Origin of the sequence: Oerskovia sp. Root22 (assembly GCF_001429135.1) — a bacterium.
GTDB lineage: Bacteria > Actinomycetota > Actinomycetes > Actinomycetales > Cellulomonadaceae > Oerskovia > Oerskovia enterophila.
The window spans coordinates 780,057-801,192 of the sequence record NZ_LMIL01000001.1; the positions used below are offsets into that span (position 1 = coordinate 780,057).

Here is a 21,136-nt window from a genome sequence, read left to right on the forward strand (position 1 = left end):
TCATCGGCGAGCACGAACATCCTGCTCGCCGTCATACTTACCTCCCAGCACCGGACTCTAGGCAAGGATCACCCGTAGTGCGGGTCGACTGGTTGTTCGGGGGCAGGGACCATCAATCCATGGGGAGCGAGCCACCGATGAGCGCACCACTGCCGGCGCTCGAAGTGGCGCCCACCTTTGCCTCCGTCCCCTCGCCAGCGCCCCAGCTACCCCCGACTCTTGCACCGTTACCCCCAGCGCCCGGCGGGAAGGCACCTCAGGTGCGCCAAGCGTGGAAGTACCTCGAAGCTGCGCACGGAAGCACGAGCGCCCTGCTCGAATCGTTGGCCATCGTGCGCAAGCAGAAGAAGGACTCCACCGGGGAGACGCGCGGACGGTACTCGAATGACGAGATCGAGTTGCTGCGCGCAGCGCTCGTCTTCACGTCGAGCGGAATCGACGCGAGCCTCCAGCGGTTGTGCCGGGATGCTCTACCGGCTCTCATTCGCCGACCGAACTCGGGCGCACGAGCCAGATTCCAGGAGTTCCTGAAGCAGGAGCTAAGCGCCCCCAAGCCGTCGGAGCCGTTTCGAGACGCAGTGCTCGCGACCGATCCCGAAGCCGAACTGATTCAGTTCTACGTGAACGCACGCACCAAGGCGAGCTATCAGGGCTCCGGGGAACTCAGGAGCCGCGTGCGGGACGCTCTTGGCATCGGCCGCACCTCGGTTCCCGACCACGACCTCGCGGCCCTTGACCCGTTCTTCGAGGCCCGAAACGCGATCGTGCACGGCATGGACTACGTGGACCCAGAGTCATCTTTGGGCCGGAAGCGGCACCACCGAACGCGCGACTTGACGGTCGGGGAATGTGACCTCGTGTTCGCCCTGACGGCACGCTTCATCGCTGAAACTGCCAAGTCTCTCCGGCGGAAGTAGCTGCGACTGTGGGCGGTGTCCTGTTAGGAAAATAGCCGCCTGAGACGCAACGCGACGATGACCCCGACGATCTGTCGTGCGGGGTCACCGTCGCGTTTGCGCGAGGTCAGCGCTGCCAGTCGAACTCGACAGCTTCGTGGGTTCCTTCGAAGGTCCGGCGCAGCGCTTCGGCGGCGTGTGCGTCACTTAGCGCCGCGATTTCTGCCCGAGTCAGCACCTGGGCTGGTTCGAGCAGGACAGAACCATCTGGTCGGGTGGTAGCGCGGTAGGTCCCAGCCGAGGCGACCTTGCCGAGAGCCGCTCGGCCGCGGGCATCGATCTCGATGGTGTTGCTCATGCCATGTCCGTTCGCCAGGTTCCGCCTAGACCACTTGATCCGGCGGGGCGCGTTACGCGTCTCGTGCCCGAGACCAGCAACGACGCAGTTACCAGTTTGCTACTAACTGGCTGTTAGGTCAAGGCGGACAGCACCAAAAAAGGGCCGATACCACTTCATGGTAGATTAGGCGCAGAGAGGATGGTGATCGGCGTGCACCTCACGTTCGAGTCGCTGGCCGCGGAGAACGCCGAGACGTACCGCACCCACGACGCTGCACTGTGGGCGGAGATCCAGGATGCGCTCAGCGCGATCGCCGAGGGTCTGCCGCGCGCTCGGCAGACGGCTCTGCGCATTCTTGGGGGCACCGCATGGTCCGTAGCCGTTCCGGTGCATGGGCGGGATGAGGTGTACCAGGTGATCTGGGCGCAGCCTCCTGGCGCGGACGACACAGCCCACATCGTTCACCTCGGCCAGGCGCTGAGCTGACTCCGGACGCAGTCGATAGTGCGCCTGCGCTCACCATGGGCGAGCCGGACGTCCCGGAGGTTGCCTCCGTCGACTTGTCGAAGGTCCACAACGGCGCCTGGCAGCGCAGAACCGACCGTTCGTCACGCGTCGCACAAACGGGTTCTGCGGCTTCGCAGAATCTGGGTTTTTGGGAGGCACTGGCCCACTAGGCGAGACGAGACCCCTGATCACGCACCAGTATCTTGGGGCGAGTCAGGGGCCTCGTCAGGCTCTTAGGTGCAACAGGGTCGGTGTTTGGCCGTGGAGTCGATGCCTGGGCAGTCGATCCTGCCCGGATTCGGTGGTGGCAGCGCTTAAGGGAGCTGGTAGCTTCAGTTGACTATCCGCTAGTGGTGGAAGCCCGGGTGCTGTCCCTCGACGGGCATGGGTCCCGAGAGCGCCTCGAGGTAGTCGACCTCGGTGCGCAGGTCGTCGATCAGGCTGTGCGCGAGGTCCATGCTGAGCCCGTTGCGCACCACGATGCGCTGGACCGTCAGGGTCTCGAGGTCCGCGGGCATCGGGTACGCGGGGACCAGCCAGCCCTTGAGCCGCAGGCGGTCCGAGAGGTGGTAGAGGTTCCAGTGCTTGCCGTGCCCCTGCGCGATGCTCCACGCGAAGACGGGGATGTCGCTCCCGTCGTTCCACAGGTCGAACTGCGGCATCTTCGCGATCTCGCCTGAGAGGTAGAGGGCGACGTCCTGGGAGGCCTGCTGCACCTTGCGGTAGCCGTCGAACCCGAGTCGCAGGAACAGGTAGTACTGGAGCAGCACCTGTGCTCCCGGCCGCGAGAAGTTGAGGGCGAACGTGGGCATGTCGCCACCCAGGTAGCTGACGCGGAAGACCAGGTCCTCGGGCAGCGAGGCGACGTCCCGCCACACGACCCACCCGAGCCCGGGGTAGACGAGCCCGTACTTGTGTCCCGACGTGTTGATCGACGCGACCCGCGGGATGCGGAAGTCCCACTCGAGCTCGGGCTGGATGAACGGGGCGATCATGGCCCCCGAGGCCCCGTCCACGTGGATGGGGACGTCGAGCCCCGTCGAGGCCTGGATGCGGTCCAGGGCGGCGGCGATCTCCGTGACGGGCTCGTACATGCCGGTGTACGTGACCCCGAGGATCGCCACGACGCCGATCGTGTTCTCGTCCACGTACTTCTCGAGCTCGAACCCGTCGAGCACCTTGTGCTCGAGCGAGATGGGGACGTAGCGCGCCTCGACGTCCCAGTAGTTGCAGAACTTCTCCCAGCACACCTGCACCGCGCTCGACAGGACCAGGTTGGGCCGGTCCGTGGGCTTCCCGGCCGCGCGGCGCGCGTGCTGCCAGCGCCGCTTGAGCGCGAGCCCGCCGAGCATCGCGGCCTCCGAGGAGCCGATGGTCGACGTCCCGATCGTGTTCTCCGGGTCCGGGGCGTTCCACAGGGCGCCCAGCATCTTCCAGCAGCGCGTCTCGATCGCGGCCGTCGCCGGGTACTCGTCCTTGTCGATCATGTTCTTGTCGGCGGTCTCCTCGTACAGCCGCTGCGCGTACGGGTCCATCCACGTCCCGACGAACGTCGCGAGGTTGAGGCGGGCGTTGCCGTCGAGCATCGCCTCGTCGTGGACGATCTGGTACGCGGTCTCCGGGAGGGACTCCCCCGCAGGGAGCACGTTGCGGGGCAGCTCGGTCGCTTCTCCCGGACGGGCGAAGAGCGGGTTGACCGCGACGACGTCGCGCTCCTCGGACTCGGCGCCTCGGTTGGATCCAGACATGGTCTCTCCTCTTCGTCGAACGGTCCTCGGCCCGCCGTCGGGGACGTCGGGCCTGCTTACGGTCGGGGCACTAGGCCCCGGGGGTGCGGTAGAGCCCCAGTCCGAGCGCGTTCGCGACCTGAGCCACGGCGGCCTGCCCGCGAACGCTGTTGCCTGCTGGGTCGAGCGGCGGTGAGAAGGCCGCGATCGCGAGCTGCCCGGGGGCGACCGCGATCAGGCCACCTCCCACTCCGCTCTTGCCCGGCAGCCCGACGGTGTACGCCCAGTCCCCCGACGCCGTGTAGAGGCCCTCCATGGTCATCTCGGCGAGCATGTGCGGGACGGTGGCCGCCGCTACGACGCGCTCCTTCGTGAGCGGGTTGATGCCGCCCGCGGCCAGCGTCGCACCCATGACCGCGAGGTCCTTGGCCGTGATGAGGGTCGAGCACTGCCGGGTGTAGACGTCGCATGCCTCCATGGGGTCCGAGTACATGGCGCCGCCCCCGTAGAGCAGCCAGGCGATGGCGCGGTTGTGGAAGTTGGTGCTCTGCTCGGAAGCGTTGACCTCGTCGCTCAGGACGATCTCGCGGCCCGCGAACGCGCTCTGGATCGCCAGGATCTTGCGCCACCGATCCTCGGCGCCGACTGCGGGGACCAGGCTCGTCGAGGACATGGCACCCGCATTGACGAGCGGCGACATGGGCAGGTCATTGTGCAGCTCGAGCGCCATGACCGAGTTGAAGGGCAGGCCCGTCGGGTCGGCACCGACCTTCGCGTGGAACGCGTCCGCGCCCACGTGTTCCATCGCGAGTCCCATCGTGAAGACCTTCGAGATGGACTCGATCGCAAACTCGAACCCCGTGTCTCCCGCCTCGACCACCTGGCCGTCCACGGTCACGACCGCGATGCCGAATAGGCTCGGGTCGACCGACGCGAGAAACGGGATGTAGCTCGCGTTCGTCCCGCCCGCCAGGTGCTCGTTGTCACGGTGGGCTGACTGGACGGCATCGGAGATTCGACCTATTTCTAGAGTCATCACAGACCGCCTTAGATGGGTTGCTTCGGGGCGTCAGCCGGGCGGTCCGGGGGGGCCTGCGTCACGGCGTTGCTCGTCGGGGTCGACGAGGTCGACGGGATGCCGGGGTGCCCCCCTTCGGCCTGCCACGTGAACGGCGCGAAGTCGCTGTCAGGGTCTCGCCAGTGCGGCTTGCGCGCGCGGTAGACCAGGAAGGGGATGCCGACGAAGATGATGGCGAGGACGACCAAGATGCTGACGTACAGCGCGGGGCTGCCGACAGAGATCTGGTCCGGTGGGATGAAACTGAACACGAACGCCAGAAGCGATCCGATGAAGCCCGCCCCACCGATGATCCACATCCCGGTGGTTCCTCCGGGCAGCCGGTAGGGCCGGGGGCGTGCAGGCTGGCTGAATCTCAGGTAGATCGCCGCGGCGAACATCAGCATGTACATGATCAGGTACAGGATCACGGTGAGCTGGCTGAGGATTTGGTAGGCGGCCTGGACCGACGGCAGGACGACGAACAGCACGGAGAGCATGGTGACGGCAAAGGCCTGGATGAGCAGGATGTGGGTCGCCATTCCGTTCTTGTTGGTCTTCTGGAAGAACCGCGGGAGGTACCCGGCCTTCGCGACGACCAACAGTCCCGAGGACGGACCACCGACCCACGTCACGATCCCCGCGAAGACGCCGATGGCAAGCGCCACCGCCATGATCGGCGCGGCCCAGGGGATCCCGGCCCACGCGAACATGTCGTTGTACGCGGTAAGCAGGCTCTGCGTCAGGTTGATGTCGGCGTGCGGGACGACGAACGCGATCGCGAGGGTGCCGAGTACGAAGATGATGACGGTCCCGAGGGCCGCGATCATGACTGCGATCGGGTAGTTCCTGGTCGGGTTCTTGACGTCCTTGACGTGGATCGCGTTCATCTCCATGCCGGCGTAGAACAGGAAGATGCTCGCCGCCAGAACCACGTTCCCGAACTTCGAGAAGTCCGGCAGGACATCCCCCCAGGCCAGATCGATCTGGGACTTCTCCCCCGAGATGAGGTAAGCGAAGCCCAGGACGATCAGAATCACCGCTGGAATGATCGTGCCGATGATGCCGCCCCACTTCGCGATGCGCGTGAAGGACTGCACGCCGCGTAAGGCAATGGCCGTCGCAAGCCAGTAGACCGCAAGCACGACGACGAGCACGAAGACCTTGTTCCCCGAGAGCTGCGCGTCGAAGCTCTTGTCGGGTCCCGTGTACGCGAGGGACACCGCACCGAAAGTCAACGCCGTAGGGAACCAGATGGTCACCTCCAGGAACAGCATGAACATCGCGAGCAGCGCCCACCGCCCGCCGAAGGCCTCGCCGACCCAGCGGAACACACCGCCCTTCTCCGGCCAGCCCGTCGCGAGCTCCGCAGCCACCAGCGAGACGGGGACAAGGAAGAACACCGCCGCGAAAACGTAGTAGAAGATCGAACTGAGCCCATACTCCGCCTCCGCTGGCAGACCGCGCAGGCTCACGACCGCCACGATGTTGAGGATCGCCAGCCCAAAGATGGTGATCTTCCCGGCGTTGTTCGCCTGATTCTGCGTCCTGCCGTTCACGTGTGGGTCGAGAGAGGACGATCGCCCTGGGTCACTGCCATTGCTTGCCGCCATTGAACAGCCTCCGTGCTTCGGTGCCGAGGTTTGCATGAGGGCCCACCGAGGAGCAGCGGTCCCGGTGCCTGCCAGGAACACAGGCGTCTGGAACGGTGAGTTCGAGGATGCCAGAGGTGAGTCCAGACGTCGCGGGGAAAGCCGTACTTGTGAATGCCTGCGACGCCGACAAGTCTTTCTGAGTGGTAAGTCCCCTTCCTCAGACCTGCGAGGAAGAGGCCATATCGGCACTTTGCGGCATTGCACGCGTCGAGGTGGCGGCAGTCAGGAGACGCTCCGCCGTGCTTCGTCGCTGGTGGAGCGTCCATCCGAGCTCTACGTCGCAAAACCGACCGTTTGTCAGGCGTCGCGAAAGAAGGTTCTGCGACGTCGCGGAACCCCGGGTTTTCGCCACAGACGACGATGAGACCCCTGATCTCACGCCAGCATCTTGGGCGAGTCAGGGGTCCCATCACCACGATAGACGGATCTTGCCCCGGCTCCGACACGGACGTCGAGGTTCGGACGCCCTCGTCGATGCTGAGGGCGAGGCGGCTTCGGGCAGGATGTCCTCATGACGTCATCGGGACTTGACCTCGAGCCTGTTGGCTACGCCGCGCTACTCGCTGACCTGAAGGCGCGGGTGCGTGCGACCCGTGTCCGGGCTGCGCGGGCGGTGAACTCTGAGGTCCTCCGGCTGTACTGGTCGGTGGGGCACGAGATTCTCGATCGTCAGCAGGTCGCGGGGTGGGGGAGCAAGGTCATCGACCGCCTGGCAGCGGATCTAAGGCGCGAGTTCCCGGATCAGCGGGGTTGGTCGCCGTCGAATCTGAAGAACATGCGTCGCATCGCGGAGGTTTGGCCAACGCTCGAGGAGTTCGGCCAACAGCCTGTTGGCCGATTGCCCTGGGGGCATGTCGTGGTCCTACTGGAGCGGCTCCAGTCACGCGAGGAACGCGACTGGTATGCGGCACGCGCGGCTCAGGATGGCTGGTCACGTGCTGTGCTGGAGCACCAGATCAAGGCCGGTCTGCGCTCGGCGCTCGGTGCTGCGCCGACGAACTTCGCGCACGCGCTCGAGGCGCCGGACTCCGAGCTCGCGCAGCAGCTGGTCAAGGACCCGTACGTGTTCGAGCACCTGGCCCTGGTCGAGCGGGTCGCGGAGCGCGACGTCGAGCAGGCACTCATGGACAGGTTGCAGGACACGATGCTCGAGCTCGGGCGCGGCATGGCCTTCGTCGGCCGACAGGTCCGCCTGAGCGTGCCCGATGACGCCTCGGACCGCGTGGATGACTTCTACGTCGACCTGCTGTTCTTCCATGTCGAGCAGCTGCGCTACGTCGTGGTCGAGCTCAAGATCGGTTCGTTCGAGCCCGGCCACCTGGGCCAGCTAGGAACGTACATCGCGATCATCGATGACCAGCTCCGCCGACCGGAGATCCATGCCCCGACGATCGGGATCCTGCTCTGCACGGGCAAGTCGGGCCCGATCGTCAAGTACGCACTGGCGAGCACCAGCGCACCTGTCGCCGTGGCCGACTACCAAGGCCTGCCGGCCGAAACCCGCCGCGTGCTCCCGACGGCGGCCGAGCTCGAAGCCGTCATCGAAGATGAGCTCGACCACCGATCGTAGCCCGCCGGCCGGAACCCCACTTCGAGGCGCCGATAATGGACCTTATGTCATATATGCGACATAAGGACTAGGTGCGTCCGCATCGAGCCTCAGGTCATTGCGCGCCACCGAGGCGCACGGCCGTGCGAGCGTCGAGCGGCGCGTCCAAGACTTCACCACAAAAGTAGGGCGAAGGCCAGGTGTTCAGGGCGATGTACAAGTCACTCGCAGCTAGAGCCACGCCCGTGTTGAACTCCTCCCCCGGGCAAGACTCGTCGACCAAAGTGAAACACTCCTCACATATCTGGCTAAGTTGCTCGACCAAGCGCACCCCCTCCCACTGAGGAGTCGCCGCAAGGCACCGATCGATCACGGCGACCACGTGCCGCACGCCAAGGCCGAGCCCTGTGCTCGAAGTGCCATAGGACTGGTGCAGCCGAGAAGTGTAGTTGGCTACCGCGGTTCGCACATCCGTTCGGTGGGGGCGACGGGGAGCCGGTGGGGTGGCAAGTTCCACCGACACCCCACGTCCATACCCACCCCCTACGTGAGGCGCGCACTCTAGACATGAGGAACTACCCATGTCCGCGGGAGTGCACCCAGCTCCACGACCAGCCGAACCGACATCACCCTCAAGCCCAAAAGTCGTCATAATCCTCGACCATCCTCACAACCCGAGAACTCAGCAGCCAGCACAGGCACAGTTGCCCTCATATCGAAAGCGAAAATGTGCATCGAAGCCCTTCTCCTCGAGGATCCTGCGCCCCGTCGCCACCCGGCGGCCACAGCGTGCAAAGTCACCGCCTAGCACTACAAGCTGACCTGGCGACCTGTCAGGGGCGCGCGTCACCTGGACAAAGTCGAGCAGGTCCGTGAGTCGCAGCCGATCGATCACCCATGCGAAGAGCGAGGGCCTGATGTCCCGAACCGTGCTTGACGGGGTGGCGCCTCTGTTGGCGTCGCAGCCCACGCCGACAGCCAAGGCAAGTCATGTTCGATGTAACATGTAACATGTTACATGTTACATCGCGCTGAGTGGGGCGGCGTTCAGCAAGGAGGACCGGATCAGACAACGCATCAGTAGCGCAACCTTGATGGCGGCGGCAATCGCCGCAACGAGGGACGCCAGGCTCTCGGACAGACCGGGTCCCCCACCAGGCGCTGCCACGGCCTCTCGGTAGACGGGCTCTACCACGAGCCCCCATCCAACACGTCAAATGACCCCTACCACGCCGAGGGCGAGCGCCAACCTCGCCAGTGAGTTGAGGACACGATGGACTACTTACCTCATTCAACCCTTTTGACCACTGCCGAGGTCGCCCGGATCTTCCGCGTCGGCCCAAGGACCGTCCATCGTTGGGCCGTGGCCGGCAAACTCTCCACGATCCGCACTATGGGCGGGCATCGCCGCTACTACCGCCATGAGATCGAAGCGCTTGTCCGGAACGGTTTCGCGACCCAGGAAGGTGGCTCGTGACCGCGCGGGAGGCGAGTAACTCGGCACGTCATGCGACCAAGGCCGGCCTGCCACGGAGAGCCCGCGCAGGTGATCCTGAGACACTGAGCGCGCCTACGTTCGCCGATGCCTGGTCGCGGCTGAACACTGCTGACCATACTCGTCTGGCCGAGCTCGATGACACCCAAGACGAGATCCTGACCCTCCTCCTCTACACCGGGCATGCGGATGACGTCGACGCCGCTCCGATGTTTACTGAGCTCCAGATCGAACGACTGGCCGTTTACCGTGCCGCTCTCGACCGCACGCAACACGACGTCTCTCCCGCCCACTTCTGAAGCCTGTCAGTCACTGGATGAGGTGGGTTCCGCGACGATCGAACTGGTCGAGGCGCCGTTGGGCACTGATGGGAAGACTTAGGGAACGACAAGGGGCGCAATCAACCTGAAGCTACAGGCGATTAGAAGCCCGGGTCCCGACCGTGGTTGCTCATGTGCTTTGGTTCGGTGAGCTCCTCGTGGCGCCGTGACCATGATGGGTTCGTGTGCGCGGTGTGCGGAAGCATCGGCCCCAAGCGTCCAGGTGAGCCAGATGGCCAGGTGCTCGGCGAACTGCTCACGGCACAAGCTGTATCGCACCGAACGCCCTCGACGCCGGTCGGTCGCGCGGGACGTCCCCGGTGACGAACCCCAGGTCTTCCAGGATGCGCAGGTGGCCATGCAGGGTCGCTTGAGTAATCCAGTAGAGGCCTCGATCTCACCAAGCGGCAGGCCCTTGCCGCCGGCCGGCGGTCGCGGCTCGCTCCTCATGGCACATGATCCCATCCTGCTCGTCGACACATCCCAGGCTCTTGTCCTGGCCCGACTGGCCCAATGGCCGGTCTACTCACCGGAAGGCGCCTCATCCTCGACCAAGGACCAGCAGTCGCCGAGGAGGATCACGGGGCGACCGGCGTGCTGACGAGCCTATTGAATCCTCCCCACGCCTGATGCCGAGGCCGTCAGAGCAGAACCAGACGCTGCACTGGCACCAGGCCATCTGGGTCAGGAATCCCAGCGTTACCCGTGAGGAAATTCGACTTTGCTCTCGTGAGCTCGCTACGGCCGTTGCGACTCAGTCGTCTGTGGGGTCCGCGGCGTATTGACGGCTGATGTAACTGGCCATGTGGGGCACAGAAAAGGCAACCTTGCCCATTCTGGCGCGTAGATCAGCCCTTCTTCATGTGCCCTGAACGAGCTTGGACACCGATCGGCGCTCTGCTTCTTCGAAGAGGTCGCCCGCTCCCAACGCGAACGCAAGAAACAGTCGTCGAGGGCAGCGGTGTCGTAGACGGAGGCTGCTTGTGCGTCGGCAAGGGATGTGTGGCCCTCGTCGACGAACACGGCGAACCCGATCTTGGCTTCTCGGAGTGCTGGTGCGAGGTCTTCTACGAGTTCCTCGAGGTCGAAGGAGAGGTCTCCGGTGTCACCTCGCCCCTGGGTGACCTGCACACCGAGATCGACTCCTGATGGCCCAGCCTTGATCGAGAAGGCCGAGACCGTCCCGAGGGCGGCTTGCAGCTTCTCGGAGATAACCTCTCGGCGAGACTTCAGGGACCGCGCCGATATGAGGAGCTTTCAGGTGAAACGGCGGCGAACGACGTCAGCCTCACGATCATCCTGGGTGGCCTCGAGGTCGACGACCTTACCCACTCCTCATAGCCCGTACAAGATCAGGGAGCGAGCTGTTCGTCCGTTCGCCGTGCGCCCCACGAGGGCCGACGGGACCTTGCCCGCCCGGGGCGGACACGAGTTGATCTGACTATTCATAGTAGCGGCTCTTATCCGATAGTTCGGCGTGTCGATTCCGGGCAAGGGCATCAGTGCCGCTGGCACTTGCCACCAGTCCGTAGTATCGGACACCAACTGTCTCCTGTGTTAGGAATTCCCGCGACGGTCCAACCATGCTGCGATCATCAACTGAGCTCGAGCGGGTCCAGCGAGTCCTTCACAACCGGTCAACGCGCCGCGGGATGGATGATCTGCGGTCGTGGAAGACGGAATGGATGTCGTGACGTCGTTGTAGGCCGGGCTGCGGTGTGGGATCCATGGAGTGAGGGCGAGTCGCTGCGGCGGCCGATTTTGGCCCAGGCTCCGACGCGTGTGTGCTCATACTAGGAGTGTCCTCTCAGATAGGTGCTGGGGTGGGCAGGTGCCGGTGGTTAATCCCTGGAGGGCGACCACCGGCACCCTTGTGCTCGTCCGGCGCGCTTGCGTCGCTGATTAGCACCCAAGCGAGATTTGGTCTTGGGTGACCCAGGCCTCGGCGACGACTCGGCCTGGCCCACGCTGGCAGCGAACCACTCGTGCCAGGGCTGCGAGCGTGCCCTGGCAGACTAAGTAGCCCTACTGCGGGGCGCCGCCGACCACCAGTTCGCGGCAAGAGTCTCGCCCCGGGGCCAGAATCCTCGCTCCCCCGGGGCGAGACCCCGTACCTGCCAGAGGGCCGCAGCCCGACACTGCAGCGATTCGATGAGCTGGCCCCACAGCCCGTGTCTTAAGAGGCTTGCCTTGGCCTTTAACGCGGGGCCGGCGTGGTGCTGCCGAACAGGTAGTTCTGGCAGCACCACTGGCTTCGTCCGACGAGGCGCGGTCGCGTGCCATCGATGCTGAGAGCACGTGTAGCCGTGCGTCGGCTGCTGTGAGTTCGATGCGCGCGTAGCAATTGGGCCCTGAGGGTGCGGCAGGGTGGTTCAGGCGTCGCGGGGCTGGGTATCCTCCAGGATTTCGGCCTGGCCGGCCGTGTCGACCGGGGCGTGGCGCTCGGGCTGCTTTTCAGTGGGCAAGGCACGGAGTCGAATGTCCTGGTGGATAGGTTTCGGGTCTGCACCCGGAGACGGTGAAATTCCTAGGGCGCTGCGGTAGATGGTGAGGGCGGACTGGGCAAGGGCTAGATGGGGAGAGTAAAGGCGCTGGTCGGTGTGGGTTCCAATGGTGAAGATGACGCCGACCTCAAGGAGGTCGTCGAGCAGCGCGTAGAACCGGGTCCGGGCGCGACCATCCTCAATCTGGGCGCGAATCTGGTGAGCGGTCATCGGTGTGTTAGCTACCGCCATTACACGCAGGATTTTAGTACCCCTAGCCGTGGCGGCGACGATTGCAACCGCTGCGTCGATCGAGAGTTGGGGCACTGGTGGGGACGTAAGTTGGGCTCGGGGCTGGCCGACCGGGCGCGCGGGAGTAGTGGCTTCGTGCGCGAGTCCGCCTGGTCGTCGGACATTGCGTCTGGGCCGCTCACGCCATCTGTAATCTCCCATACCTTCAGCCTGACAGATGAATGCACGCCCCTAGGCCAAAATCATCGCGCTCTTCAAGATCGCTGCTGAGGGGCCATGGGCGTTGGTCAACGGCCGTACCGGCTGCCCCGGCCCTCTGAGCCAGGGCGGGGTCGCATGAGAGAATCCGCGTCAAGAATCCGCACGCGTCGCAGCAGAGCTGAGGGGCCACGCTGATCGTCGTTTCAGTCGGTGACCAAGGCCCTGCTCACGCCCCTGAAAGCCTGGCGAGGATCAGGTTGTAGTGCGCGCGGTCGCACGCAACCTCGTGTCTGACTCTGTCGAGGGCCGGGAGGTAGCAGCCCGGTTCGCTGCCCGGACACGCGCAGGGCTGATCGTCGACGCGATCGGCGTGGGTCGCGACGACCTAGGGGTGATTGCGCGTAACTCCGCCTACGGCGGGGCCTACACGGTGACCTCGGCCGTAACGCACGGCGCGCCCGTCATCACGGTGCGGCAGGGCGCAGTCGAGGCGCGCGTCGTGGCGCAACCCGCGAACGTGGTCCTGCTCGATACCACCGCGAGCGGCCGGCCCACAGCCGCGGTCGGTGCGGTCGAGCCCACTGAGAAGAGCGGTGAGCGGCCCGAACTGCGCGGGGCCGCGAAGGTCGTCTCGGGCGGTCGGGGCCTTGCCTCGAAGGAGCAGTTCGCGCTCGTCGAGCAGCTCGCCGACTCCCTCGGCGCCGCGGTCGGCGCTTCTCGCGCAGCAGTCGACGCCGGGTTCGTGCCCCAGTCGTTCCAGGTGGGACAGACGGGCGTACAGGTCTCGCCGGAGCTCTACATCGCCCTCGGCATCTCGGGGGCAATACAGCACCTCGCAGGGATGCAGACCGCGAAGACGATCGTGGCGATCAACAAGGACGAGGACGCCCCCATCTTCGAGATCGCCGACTTCGGTGTCGTGGGCGACCTGTTCACCGTGGTGCCGCAGCTCATCGCGGAGATCAAGAAGACGGAGGCGTAGCACGTGGTGACGCCTCCGCAGGGCATCCGCCAGGGCCTGCCCCGCCGACCGGGCGGGCCGTGCTGGCCCGCCGTCGCAGGGGCAGTGACAGCCGACTCCTCCGGGAGCGGGGGCATGGCCACGACTGTCACCGTGGACGCCGCAGCGACCGCACCGGCGGTGGTCGCGCCCCTTCCTGCGGCGCTGCCCACCCTGGCCGTTGCCCCATCACCGGGGAGACCGGCGGGACCGGCGGTACCAGTCGAGAGAGCCGCTCCGAGTACCGCGACCGTGGAGACCGCGCTCCGTCGTGGCCTGCCGCGCATCGTCGGCGGTGAACTCTGGCCCCTCGTGGCCACGGCCCCAGTGCAGCGCACGGCTTCCGCCCCCGTGACCAAAGCACCCGCACCGCACCCGACTGCCACACCCACGGTCGACCCTCCAGCAGCCGCCGCCACCGAACCCGTGCGCACCAGCCCGGCCCCAGCACGCAAGCCCCGCTGTGAGCCGCGCGTCGTGCGCGGGCAAACAATCGGCGCTTGGGTGCGGCGGGGAGTGCTCGCCATGCTCGGGATCGTCGGCGCCGCAGGCATCGTCGTTCTGGCCGCGCGCGGCGTGACCACCCTGCCGGGCGTGCCCGGGTTCCTGGTGCGCCACCCCGGCGCGTATCCGCCGCCCGAGTCCGCGCCCGTGGGGTTCCCCGTCTGGCTGAACTGGTCGCACTACCTCAACTTCTTCTTCCTGGTTCTCATCGTGCGCACGGGCCTCCAGGTGCGGCGGCAGAAGCAGCCGCCCGCCTACTGGGCGCCCCGCAAGGGCGGCATGAAGGTCAGCATCAACCTCTGGCTGCATACGAGCATCGACCTGCTGTGGCTACTCAACGGGGCCGTCTTCGTGGTACTGCTGTTCGCCACCGGGCAGTGGATGAGGATCGTGCCCACGTCGTGGGAGGTGATCCCGAACGCGCTCTCCGCCGGGTTGCAGTACCTCACGCTGGACTGGCCAGACGAGCAAGGCTGGGTGTACTACAACAGCCTCCAGCAGCTCATGTACTTCGTCGTGGTGTTCGTCGCCGCCCCACTGGCCGCGGTCACCGGAGTGCGAATGAGCGAGTGGTGGCCCAAGGATGCGAAGTGGCTGAACAGGGTCTATCCGGCGCCGGTGGCACGGGCAGTCCACTTCCCGACGATGCTGTTCTTCGTGCTGTTCGTCATCGTGCACGTGTTCCTTGTGTTCACGACCGGCGCGCTGCGCAATCTCAACCACATGTTCGCGACGTCGGACACGGTGAGCTGGGCAGGCTTCGCCTGGTTCGCCGCAGGGCTTCTGGTCACCACCGGGGCGGTCATCGCAGCGCGGCCCCTCGTTATCGCACCGATCGCGTCCCTCTGCGGTCGGGTCAGCGCACGCTGACCCGACCGGCGGGTCGGGTCAGGTGGCGAACGGCGGCCTCGGGCGGCCGCGCAGCCGGTCACCCGCCAGTTGCGCCTGACCATCAACGGCATACCGCGTGAACTCGAGGCGATGGGCACCGCTGCTATTGAGTGAGCGGGAGTGGGTCGGGTGACTTCTGCGGGATGCTCTGCCGTCCGAACGGTGTTGACGGCGACATGGGCCGTCACTGCTCGTCCCACAGATCGTTGTCTACGCGGCCGTGTCCAGCATCGCGTAGTGGGGGGCGTGGTGGATGAGCCGGAAGGATCCGTGGTCCTCGAGGGCTTCAACTGCGCTGAGGAACGCCCCCGGGGTGGTAGCCGTCTGCAGTGGTGAACATGACCTGACCGTCGCCGGCGTCGTAGGACAACAGGTACGTGGGGCCCTACCCGGGCTGCTCGGATCCCTACCCGGGCTGCTCGGATCGCAGCAGGCACTCGGCCTGCAGTGCGGACGGTTGCTCAACGTTCTGCAACGCGCACCGTGCTCTGGTCGACGGGCAGCCGGGCCTGGCCCGTGCCCGGTCGTGGATGGTGGTCCAGATGTCGGGGGCGTGGTGGGTGTGGTGTTCCAGGACGTGGGTGGCCAGGCGTGCGGTGGTGCGCGGGGCAGGTTGTGACCGCTGGTGTGCAGGTACCAGGACGCGAGCAGCCCGGCCTTGAGCGAGTGGGGTGGGTAGGTCTTTGAACGTGGCCCGCAATGCCAGTGTCGCATAGGTGCGGTGACCACGGTCGTGGGTGAGATCGAGTCCGCCAAGCCACACCCCGGACAAGGTCACCGTGGATCTGGGGTTCATCGAGGTGACCCGTAACGAGGCCGGTCAGGTCGTCTCTGGTGGCAAGTATGGTCAGAGCCAGGAGACGCTGCTCGCCAAGCCTGCCACCCCGCACCCGCCCCCTCGGCCACGGCTGGCGCGCAGGCGGCCGGGTGAATCACGGGAGTAGCGGGTGCCACCACCCCTGGTGATATGTAATATGTTACTGAGGGTGGTTCCCCCGGACCCCCGGGTCAGCCGTACGTGAGGTGCGTCTCGCTGGCTGACTGCCCCCCGCAAGTCACCTCTTGCGCGCGAAGGGCCCACGGTGCGGGCCAGGAGTGATTCACCTGGCCCGCACCACACCCGGCACGGCCGGGGCGACACAGCCGTCACCCCGCCGCCAGCCCACACCCCCTCCTTCTTTAGGCCGCACGGTTCCCTTTGGCCTACCCGTACCCCGGGAGCAGACATGACACGCACGACCCACAGGGCCACGACCCTGACACCGCCAGCGCCTTCGCCGGAGACGTTGCAAGCACTGCTGGAGGGCTTGGAGTCCCTGCCAGGCGTCGTCGAGCTCGTCGCTGAGCGGACCGTGGCCGCGCTGGTGCATCCCGCGCTAATGGATGAGCACGTGCGGGTGCGCGCGGAGCGGCGCATGCGCCGACGCGTGCCCGGCTACCCCAACCAGTACCTCCAGCAGTTCGCGGGCGGAGATCCCGCATTCGCGCTGTGGCTCGCGATCATCGACGACCGCCTGACCCGCAACCTCGCCACCACCCACCACGCCCTGGGGGGAGCCGGATGGCGCGAGGCCTACGACCACGGCACCAACCCCCAGACCTACGCCGACGACCTCACCCTCGCCGCCCTGACCCACAACGACTGAACCGACCGGCCGTCACAACACGGCACCAACCACCTAAGGAGAGCACTCATGGCCACCACACCCCAGACCCCTACGCCCCCCACTTCGCAGGCTCCCGATCCCGGCCGGGGGTCTGAGCCGGTTACCGGGCGCGCAGCCTACACCAAGGCTGTGCGTGGCTACCAGCGCCGGGCGGTCATCGCCTCGGCCCTGACCCTCGCCCTGGTGGGAGCCAGTGTGGGTGGGGTGGCCTGGGCCAAGGCCAACACCTCCCACCAGCTGTCCAGGACGCCTTGGACGCAAACACAGGTGCGGCCGCACGGTTAGACGCGGTCCTGGTCCTGGCAGACAAGACCCACACGGACTCCGCCGGCCAGGTCGCCGACGAGGACCTGCGCACGACCCTCGCGCAGGCGATCACCACCGCACAGGACACGAGGGCGTCGGTGATCTTGCGGGTCGATACGGGCGACACGTTCGAAGACACCCGCCAGGCACTGGTGGCAGTGGGGCACAGTGCCGCCACGATCGATCAGGTCACCGACGACCTGACGGCGGCCACCACCGTGGTGCGTGAAGCCCAGGCGGCGTGGCAGCTCGAGTACGCCCTAGCGGTCTACGACGAGGCGACCGCGCAGCTGAACACCTCGCTCGAGACCGCCACCACCACCCTGACCGGCGCGCAGGAGGTAGGCCTGGACCACGAGACCGTCCAGGCCCTCACCGAGGAGATCACCGCCGCCGCCACCGCCCGCGACACCCCGGTCGACCGGACGAACGTGGACACCGTCCACGACGCGACGGCGACGCTGACCGGCCACCAGGCCACCTTGGACGCCGCCACCCAGGCCGTGACCGACGCCCAGGGCGCCTGGCAGGCCGACCAAGACGCCGCAGCCGCCGCAGCCGCTGCCGCGCAGCAGCAGCAGGCCCAGCAGAAGACCCCCACCACGCCCAAGACCAACAGCGGGGGCGCCAAGACCGGCGGTGGCAGCGCCAAGGGCAACGGTTCGGGGTCGGCGAAGCCCAACACCAGCAGCGGGGCCAAGACCGGCGGCGGCGGGACCGCGCCCAAGCCCAACACCGGGGGTGGCACCACCAACCCCAACACCAGCGGGGGCGGCGGGACCAGCGGGGGCGGTGGCTGGATCACCGAGGAGCACGGTTTCGGCAGCGACCTTTGCGGTGACACGAAGGGCAATACGTGGGAGTGCTGACCTGCAGGTTGACCTGTTGAGTTTTCGGATCGTAGGGAAGGGCTGTCAGCGTCGCGGGAGGCGCGGCGAGCGCGTTGGCGCCGTCGATTAGTGTGTTCCTTGTCGGTCGCGCAGCGTCAGGGCTCGCGAGCGGGGCGCTTGCGACAGTCTCTCTGGCGGCCATCGTGACCGTCTTGCCCCAGGCGTGGCGTCGGGCGGTTCTCGCTGGGTACAACGCCATGTGGCTCGTGACGTCGTTGGTAGGGCCGGTGTACGCAGGCTGGATCACCTCGGTTCTGAGCTGGCGCTGGGCGCTCGTGCTCTACCTGCCGCTGCTCGTGGTGGCGCGCATAGTGATCTCGCGACAGCTTCGAGGCACTATGCAGTCGAACGAGCAGCGCGAGCGGCTAATGATCGGTGCCGCGCTCATCCTTGCCGGGGGCGTCGGCCTTCTTTCCGTGGTCGGCCTCCCGGCGGTCCCGGTGGCGCTGGCAGGGGTGCTGGGGATTGCGGGAGCCATCACGGCGGCACTGGCTGCACGCCGTCTGCTCCCGAGGGGAACGTTGCGCGCAGCCCCTGGGCGGCCCGCAGCCATCGCCACCATGGGAGTGCTTACTGCTGCGTACTTCGGTGCGTCGAGCATCATCGCGATCGTCGTCCACGACGTCCTGGACGGGAGCGCAACGCAAGTGGCCCTCGTCCTGGCAGGCGGCGGTCTGGGATGGGCAGTCACCGGTTTCGCGGTGAGCCGCTGGCCGGCTCGTGCCCCCGGGCCGTACGTGCGACGGACCACGTGGGGGGCGGTGCTCATCGCGCTCGGCCTTGTCGTTGTCACGACCCCGCTGCTCACGGCGACACTCACGCTCGATGTGCAGATGGTGCTGCTCGGCTGGACCATCGCGGGCATCGGGATGGGCCTTGTGTATCTGGACACGCTCAACCAGATCGTGGACGTGCCCGTGGCAGCTGACGGCATCTCGGTTCCGCGCGCAGGGGCTGCCGCGATTCTCGTCGAAGCGATCGCTACCGCCGTGACAACCACGACCGCCGCCGCGCTGGTAGGCCGGGCCGTGGCCAGCGGCGAGGGCGCCGCGTCCGCCGCAGCAGTACTGGGAGGCGTCGCGCTCCTGTGCCTCCTGATCGTTGCGGTCGCACGTCGGGTACCAAGATCACGGGCCGACGACGAGCCCACACCCGCCGAACAGGACGTCGCCCACCCGCAGCCCTAACCGTCTCTCTCAAGAACAGCGCGGCGAACTCGAAGCGCTCGGCATCGAGTGGACTCCCGCCCACGCGTCACCCGGGGGCGTGACCGCCGCCTGGACACGAGGAGCCGCTCCCTGGAGCAGTACATCACCAGCCACGGTCACGCATTCACGAGATGGTTCACCCTGGCCCAGGACGGGCCAACGCGGTTCACGACGTGGGCCCACCAGGTGGGCCATAGTTCAGGTCTGGCCAGCCCACCGGAGCGAGACCGATCCACCTCTGGCCATTCAGGCCCACGGGCGGCCCGTGGGTTCATGCGGTGAGCAGGTCGAGCACGACCGCCAGAGCCTCGGCATGACTGCTGGTCTCGTGGTGGGCCACCGCGCGGGCGGGATCATCGGCCGCGTACCCAGTGGCGTAGTAGACCGGGCCAGTGGGCCAAGCCTCGACCCCGACGACGACCCAGTCCCCGCCCCCGGGCCTGGTCAGGACCACGGCGTGGTTGGTGCCACCGGTCGTGGTCGCACGCGGTCTACCGGGCACGCCGGCCGCCTGCAGGTCGGCGGCCAGGGCGTGGGCCAGGTCACCCGCCACGGGCCGGGCGCTCTGCGTGGTCTCGGCAGTGGGCTGAGTGGTCTGGGTAGTGGTCTGCGTGGTGGTCATGGGTGGGTTCCTGTTCTTGGGGTGGGCCGGGGGTTCGGGTGCGGGGGTGGTGGTGTGTCCTGGGCGGGTGGGCTGGTGGTCGGTGTTCATACTGGAAGTCCTCTCAGTTGGACGCTGGGACGGGCGGGTGCCGGTGGCTTTTCCTTGGAGGGCGGCCACCGGCACCCCTTTTGCGCTCTAGTGACCGGGCCTGGGTGGCGGGTTGAGGATCAAGGCCAACGCCCAGACCAGATCAGGGTCACGAGTGACCAGGGCCTCGGCAACGGCCCGGGCTGGGCTCATGCCCTCGGTGAACCACTCGCGCCAGGGCGCACCGGGCAGGTCCGCGCGCGTGAAAGCCCCCTGGCGGGCCAGGTGTTCATCGACCTCAACCAACCACCCGGTCAAGCCCTCAGACGACTGGGTGAGAGGGGTGGTCATGGTGGTCTCCTGACGTTCGATAGGTGAGCGGCCCCAGGTTGGATCGGTGCGGGCGCGTAGGTTCTTGGGTCGGGGCCGGTGCCCTCGGGGGGTAGCCGGCCCCGGATGCCGCCCGATGGGTGGCGCGGCCTGGTGGCCCACGAACACCGCGGGCCACCAGGCGCTTTCCTCCTGTCTAGTCCTCGCCGCGCAAGGTGATGGTCAGGACGGGTTCGCCGTCCTCTCCCGCGCCCACGTGCAACGTGAGCGGCACCAGGGCGGCCTCGGCCGCCCCGCCGGGGGTGTTCGGCACGACGAACACCCCGAAGTCCGCTGTGCACTCACCCGGCCCGGTGGTGCGGGCGGCCAGGACGGCCATCCTGGCCACGTCCCACGCCCGGCCTTCGGTGTCTTGCATGGCGCCGTTGGTCTGGTCCCAGGCGATGGTGCGGGCGTGAGCGGCGGCAGTGATCGCCACCGGCCAGGTGAACCCGGCCTCGCGCGCGGTGGTGGTGATGTCGACCAGCACACCGTCCGTGATGGCCTGGGCGCGGGTGTAGACGTGGATGACCTGCCCGCCGAAGAACTCCACAACCTCGGCCAGACTCATCGGCACCTCGATGGCACTCATGGGTGGTTCCCTTCCGCGCAGGAGGTGGGTCACCGGGTGGTCCCGGACCTTTTTTCGCCCCCTCCTGGCTCCGTAATCAGCACCCGCGCGGGGCCCCCGGGGCGCAACCCGCGGTCCGGCCCGAGGGCGGGGCTCGTTGCCCGAGCTCAGGGAGCGCAGCGACCGCAGGGCAACGAGTTTCGGCCTCGGGACGGCGACGAAGTCGAGCGGGTTGAGCAACGGGGTGCGCGGGTGATGATGGAGAGCCAGGAGGGGAAGAAGAACCCCGCGCGCAGCGCGGCAACAGGGGCCGCTTGCGGCCGCCGATCTGGTTGCGGCCACCGGCCGCAAGCACCGGGCCAACGGCCCGGACACCCGGCCGATGTCGCCCTACGGTCTTTCACCCGGTCAGCTCGCGTCATGACCGCGCCCGTGCGCGGTCTCTCCCCATAGCAGGGCGCTCTTGGTCCGCATCGCCCCGAGGCCGGCCCACTGGTCTCCTAGCCGACGAGGCGCAGGCGATCGGGTCGGGCAAGCTCAACGCAGCCCACGCCTGA

The 21,136-nt window shown here is 66.9% G+C and carries 17 protein-coding genes and 2 pseudogenes; 11 read left to right on the forward strand and 8 right to left on the reverse strand.

Annotation, left to right across the window (positions count from 1 at the left end):
* Positions 1–260 precede the first annotated feature (260 nt).
* Positions 261–917, forward strand: coding sequence for a hypothetical protein (locus ASE15_RS03290; RefSeq protein ID WP_056761206.1), 657 nt, complete (start codon positions 261–263; stop codon positions 915–917).
* 106 nt (positions 918–1,023) lie between these two features.
* On the opposite strand, the gene ASE15_RS20690 is transcribed toward ASE15_RS03290, so the two are convergent.
* Positions 1,024–1,254, reverse strand: a complete 231-nt coding sequence (locus ASE15_RS20690; protein ID WP_157277110.1) for a hypothetical protein — start codon at positions 1,252–1,254, stop codon at positions 1,024–1,026.
* A gap of 180 nt (positions 1,255–1,434) precedes the next feature.
* Between ASE15_RS20690 and ASE15_RS03295 the strand changes: the two genes are divergently transcribed.
* Positions 1,435–1,722 carry a hypothetical protein gene (locus ASE15_RS03295; RefSeq protein WP_157277111.1) on the forward strand — a complete coding sequence of 96 codons (288 nt, stop codon included), beginning with the start codon at positions 1,435–1,437 and terminating at the stop codon, positions 1,720–1,722.
* Positions 1,723–2,090: 368 nt separating this feature from the next.
* On the opposite strand, the gene ASE15_RS03300 is transcribed toward ASE15_RS03295, so the two are convergent.
* The 3 genes from ASE15_RS03300 to gadC all read right to left on the reverse strand — a co-directional run bounded on the left by ASE15_RS03300 (position 2,091) and on the right by gadC (position 6,086).
* Positions 2,091–3,491 (reverse strand): glutamate decarboxylase, encoded by a 1,401-nt coding sequence (locus ASE15_RS03300; protein ID WP_056761213.1) that lies wholly within the window; start codon positions 3,489–3,491, stop codon positions 2,091–2,093.
* A gap of 70 nt (positions 3,492–3,561) precedes the next feature.
* Positions 3,562–4,506 (reverse strand): glutaminase A, encoded by a 945-nt coding sequence (gene glsA / locus ASE15_RS03305; protein WP_056761216.1) that lies wholly within the window; start codon positions 4,504–4,506, stop codon positions 3,562–3,564.
* An 11-nt stretch (positions 4,507–4,517) separates the two neighbouring features.
* Positions 4,518–6,086: a putative glutamine/gamma-aminobutyrate antiporter GadC gene (gene gadC / locus ASE15_RS03310; RefSeq protein ID WP_056761219.1), complete on the reverse strand. Its 1,569-nt coding sequence runs from the start codon at positions 6,084–6,086 to the stop codon at positions 4,518–4,520.
* Positions 6,087–6,693: 607 nt separating this feature from the next.
* On the opposite strand from gadC, the gene ASE15_RS03315 reads away from it, so the two are divergent.
* The 4 genes from ASE15_RS03315 (at position 6,694) to ASE15_RS20695 (ending at position 10,695) form a co-directional block, all read left to right on the forward strand.
* Complete coding sequence (locus ASE15_RS03315) at positions 6,694–7,752, forward strand: YhcG family protein (protein ID WP_056761224.1); 1,059 nt, start codon at positions 6,694–6,696, stop codon at positions 7,750–7,752.
* A 1,252-nt stretch (positions 7,753–9,004) separates the two neighbouring features.
* The gene (locus ASE15_RS03325) at positions 9,005–9,208 is read left to right on the forward strand and encodes a BldC family transcriptional regulator (protein ID WP_056761230.1); all 204 of its coding nucleotides are present in this window, start codon (positions 9,005–9,007) and stop codon (positions 9,206–9,208) included.
* Complete coding sequence (locus ASE15_RS03330; protein WP_056761232.1) at positions 9,205–9,525, forward strand: hypothetical protein; 321 nt, start codon at positions 9,205–9,207, stop codon at positions 9,523–9,525. Before ASE15_RS03325 ends, ASE15_RS03330 begins: the two co-directional genes overlap by 4 nt.
* 1,023 nt (positions 9,526–10,548) lie before the next feature.
* Positions 10,549–10,695: a hypothetical protein gene (locus tag ASE15_RS20695; RefSeq protein WP_157277112.1), complete on the forward strand. Its 147-nt coding sequence runs from the start codon at positions 10,549–10,551 to the stop codon at positions 10,693–10,695.
* 1,223 nt (positions 10,696–11,918) lie between these two features.
* On the opposite strand, the gene ASE15_RS03335 is transcribed toward ASE15_RS20695, so the two are convergent.
* Positions 11,919–12,260: a hypothetical protein gene (locus ASE15_RS03335; RefSeq protein ID WP_056761235.1), complete on the reverse strand. Its 342-nt coding sequence runs from the start codon at positions 12,258–12,260 to the stop codon at positions 11,919–11,921.
* A gap of 505 nt (positions 12,261–12,765) precedes the next feature.
* On the opposite strand from ASE15_RS03335, the pseudogene ASE15_RS03340 reads away from it, so the two are divergent.
* The 5 genes and pseudogenes from ASE15_RS03340 to ASE15_RS03360 form a co-directional block, all read left to right on the forward strand.
* Positions 12,766–13,464, forward strand: a pseudogene (locus ASE15_RS03340) (electron transfer flavoprotein subunit alpha/FixB family protein); the annotation flags it as partial.
* Positions 13,465–14,007: 543 nt separating this feature from the next.
* The gene (locus ASE15_RS03345; protein ID WP_056761237.1) at positions 14,008–14,856 is read left to right on the forward strand and encodes a cytochrome b/b6 domain-containing protein; all 849 of its coding nucleotides are present in this window, start codon (positions 14,008–14,010) and stop codon (positions 14,854–14,856) included.
* Positions 14,857–16,184: 1,328 nt separating this feature from the next.
* Entirely contained in the window at positions 16,185–16,523 is a 339-nt protein-coding gene (locus tag ASE15_RS03350; protein ID WP_157277113.1) for a hypothetical protein, read from the forward strand.
* Between the two features lie 425 nt (positions 16,524–16,948).
* Positions 16,949–17,719 carry a hypothetical protein gene (locus ASE15_RS03355; protein WP_157277114.1) on the forward strand — a complete coding sequence of 257 codons (771 nt, stop codon included), beginning with the start codon at positions 16,949–16,951 and terminating at the stop codon, positions 17,717–17,719.
* 71 nt (positions 17,720–17,790) lie between these two features.
* Positions 17,791–18,927, forward strand: a pseudogene (locus ASE15_RS03360) (MFS transporter); the annotation flags it as partial.
* A gap of 292 nt (positions 18,928–19,219) precedes the next feature.
* Here ASE15_RS03360 and ASE15_RS20700 read toward each other — a convergent pair.
* The 3 genes from ASE15_RS20700 to ASE15_RS03375 all read right to left on the reverse strand — a co-directional run bounded on the left by ASE15_RS20700 (position 19,220) and on the right by ASE15_RS03375 (position 20,600).
* Positions 19,220–19,570, reverse strand: a complete 351-nt coding sequence (locus ASE15_RS20700) for a hypothetical protein (RefSeq protein ID WP_056761250.1) — start codon at positions 19,568–19,570, stop codon at positions 19,220–19,222.
* A gap of 177 nt (positions 19,571–19,747) precedes the next feature.
* A complete protein-coding gene (locus tag ASE15_RS20705) occupies positions 19,748–19,990 on the reverse strand; it encodes a hypothetical protein (protein ID WP_056761253.1) in 243 nt (80 codons plus the stop codon).
* Positions 19,991–20,165: 175 nt separating this feature from the next.
* Positions 20,166–20,600, reverse strand: coding sequence for a DUF6573 family protein (locus ASE15_RS03375; RefSeq protein WP_082618151.1), 435 nt, complete (start codon positions 20,598–20,600; stop codon positions 20,166–20,168).
* Positions 20,601–21,136 lie beyond the last annotated feature (536 nt).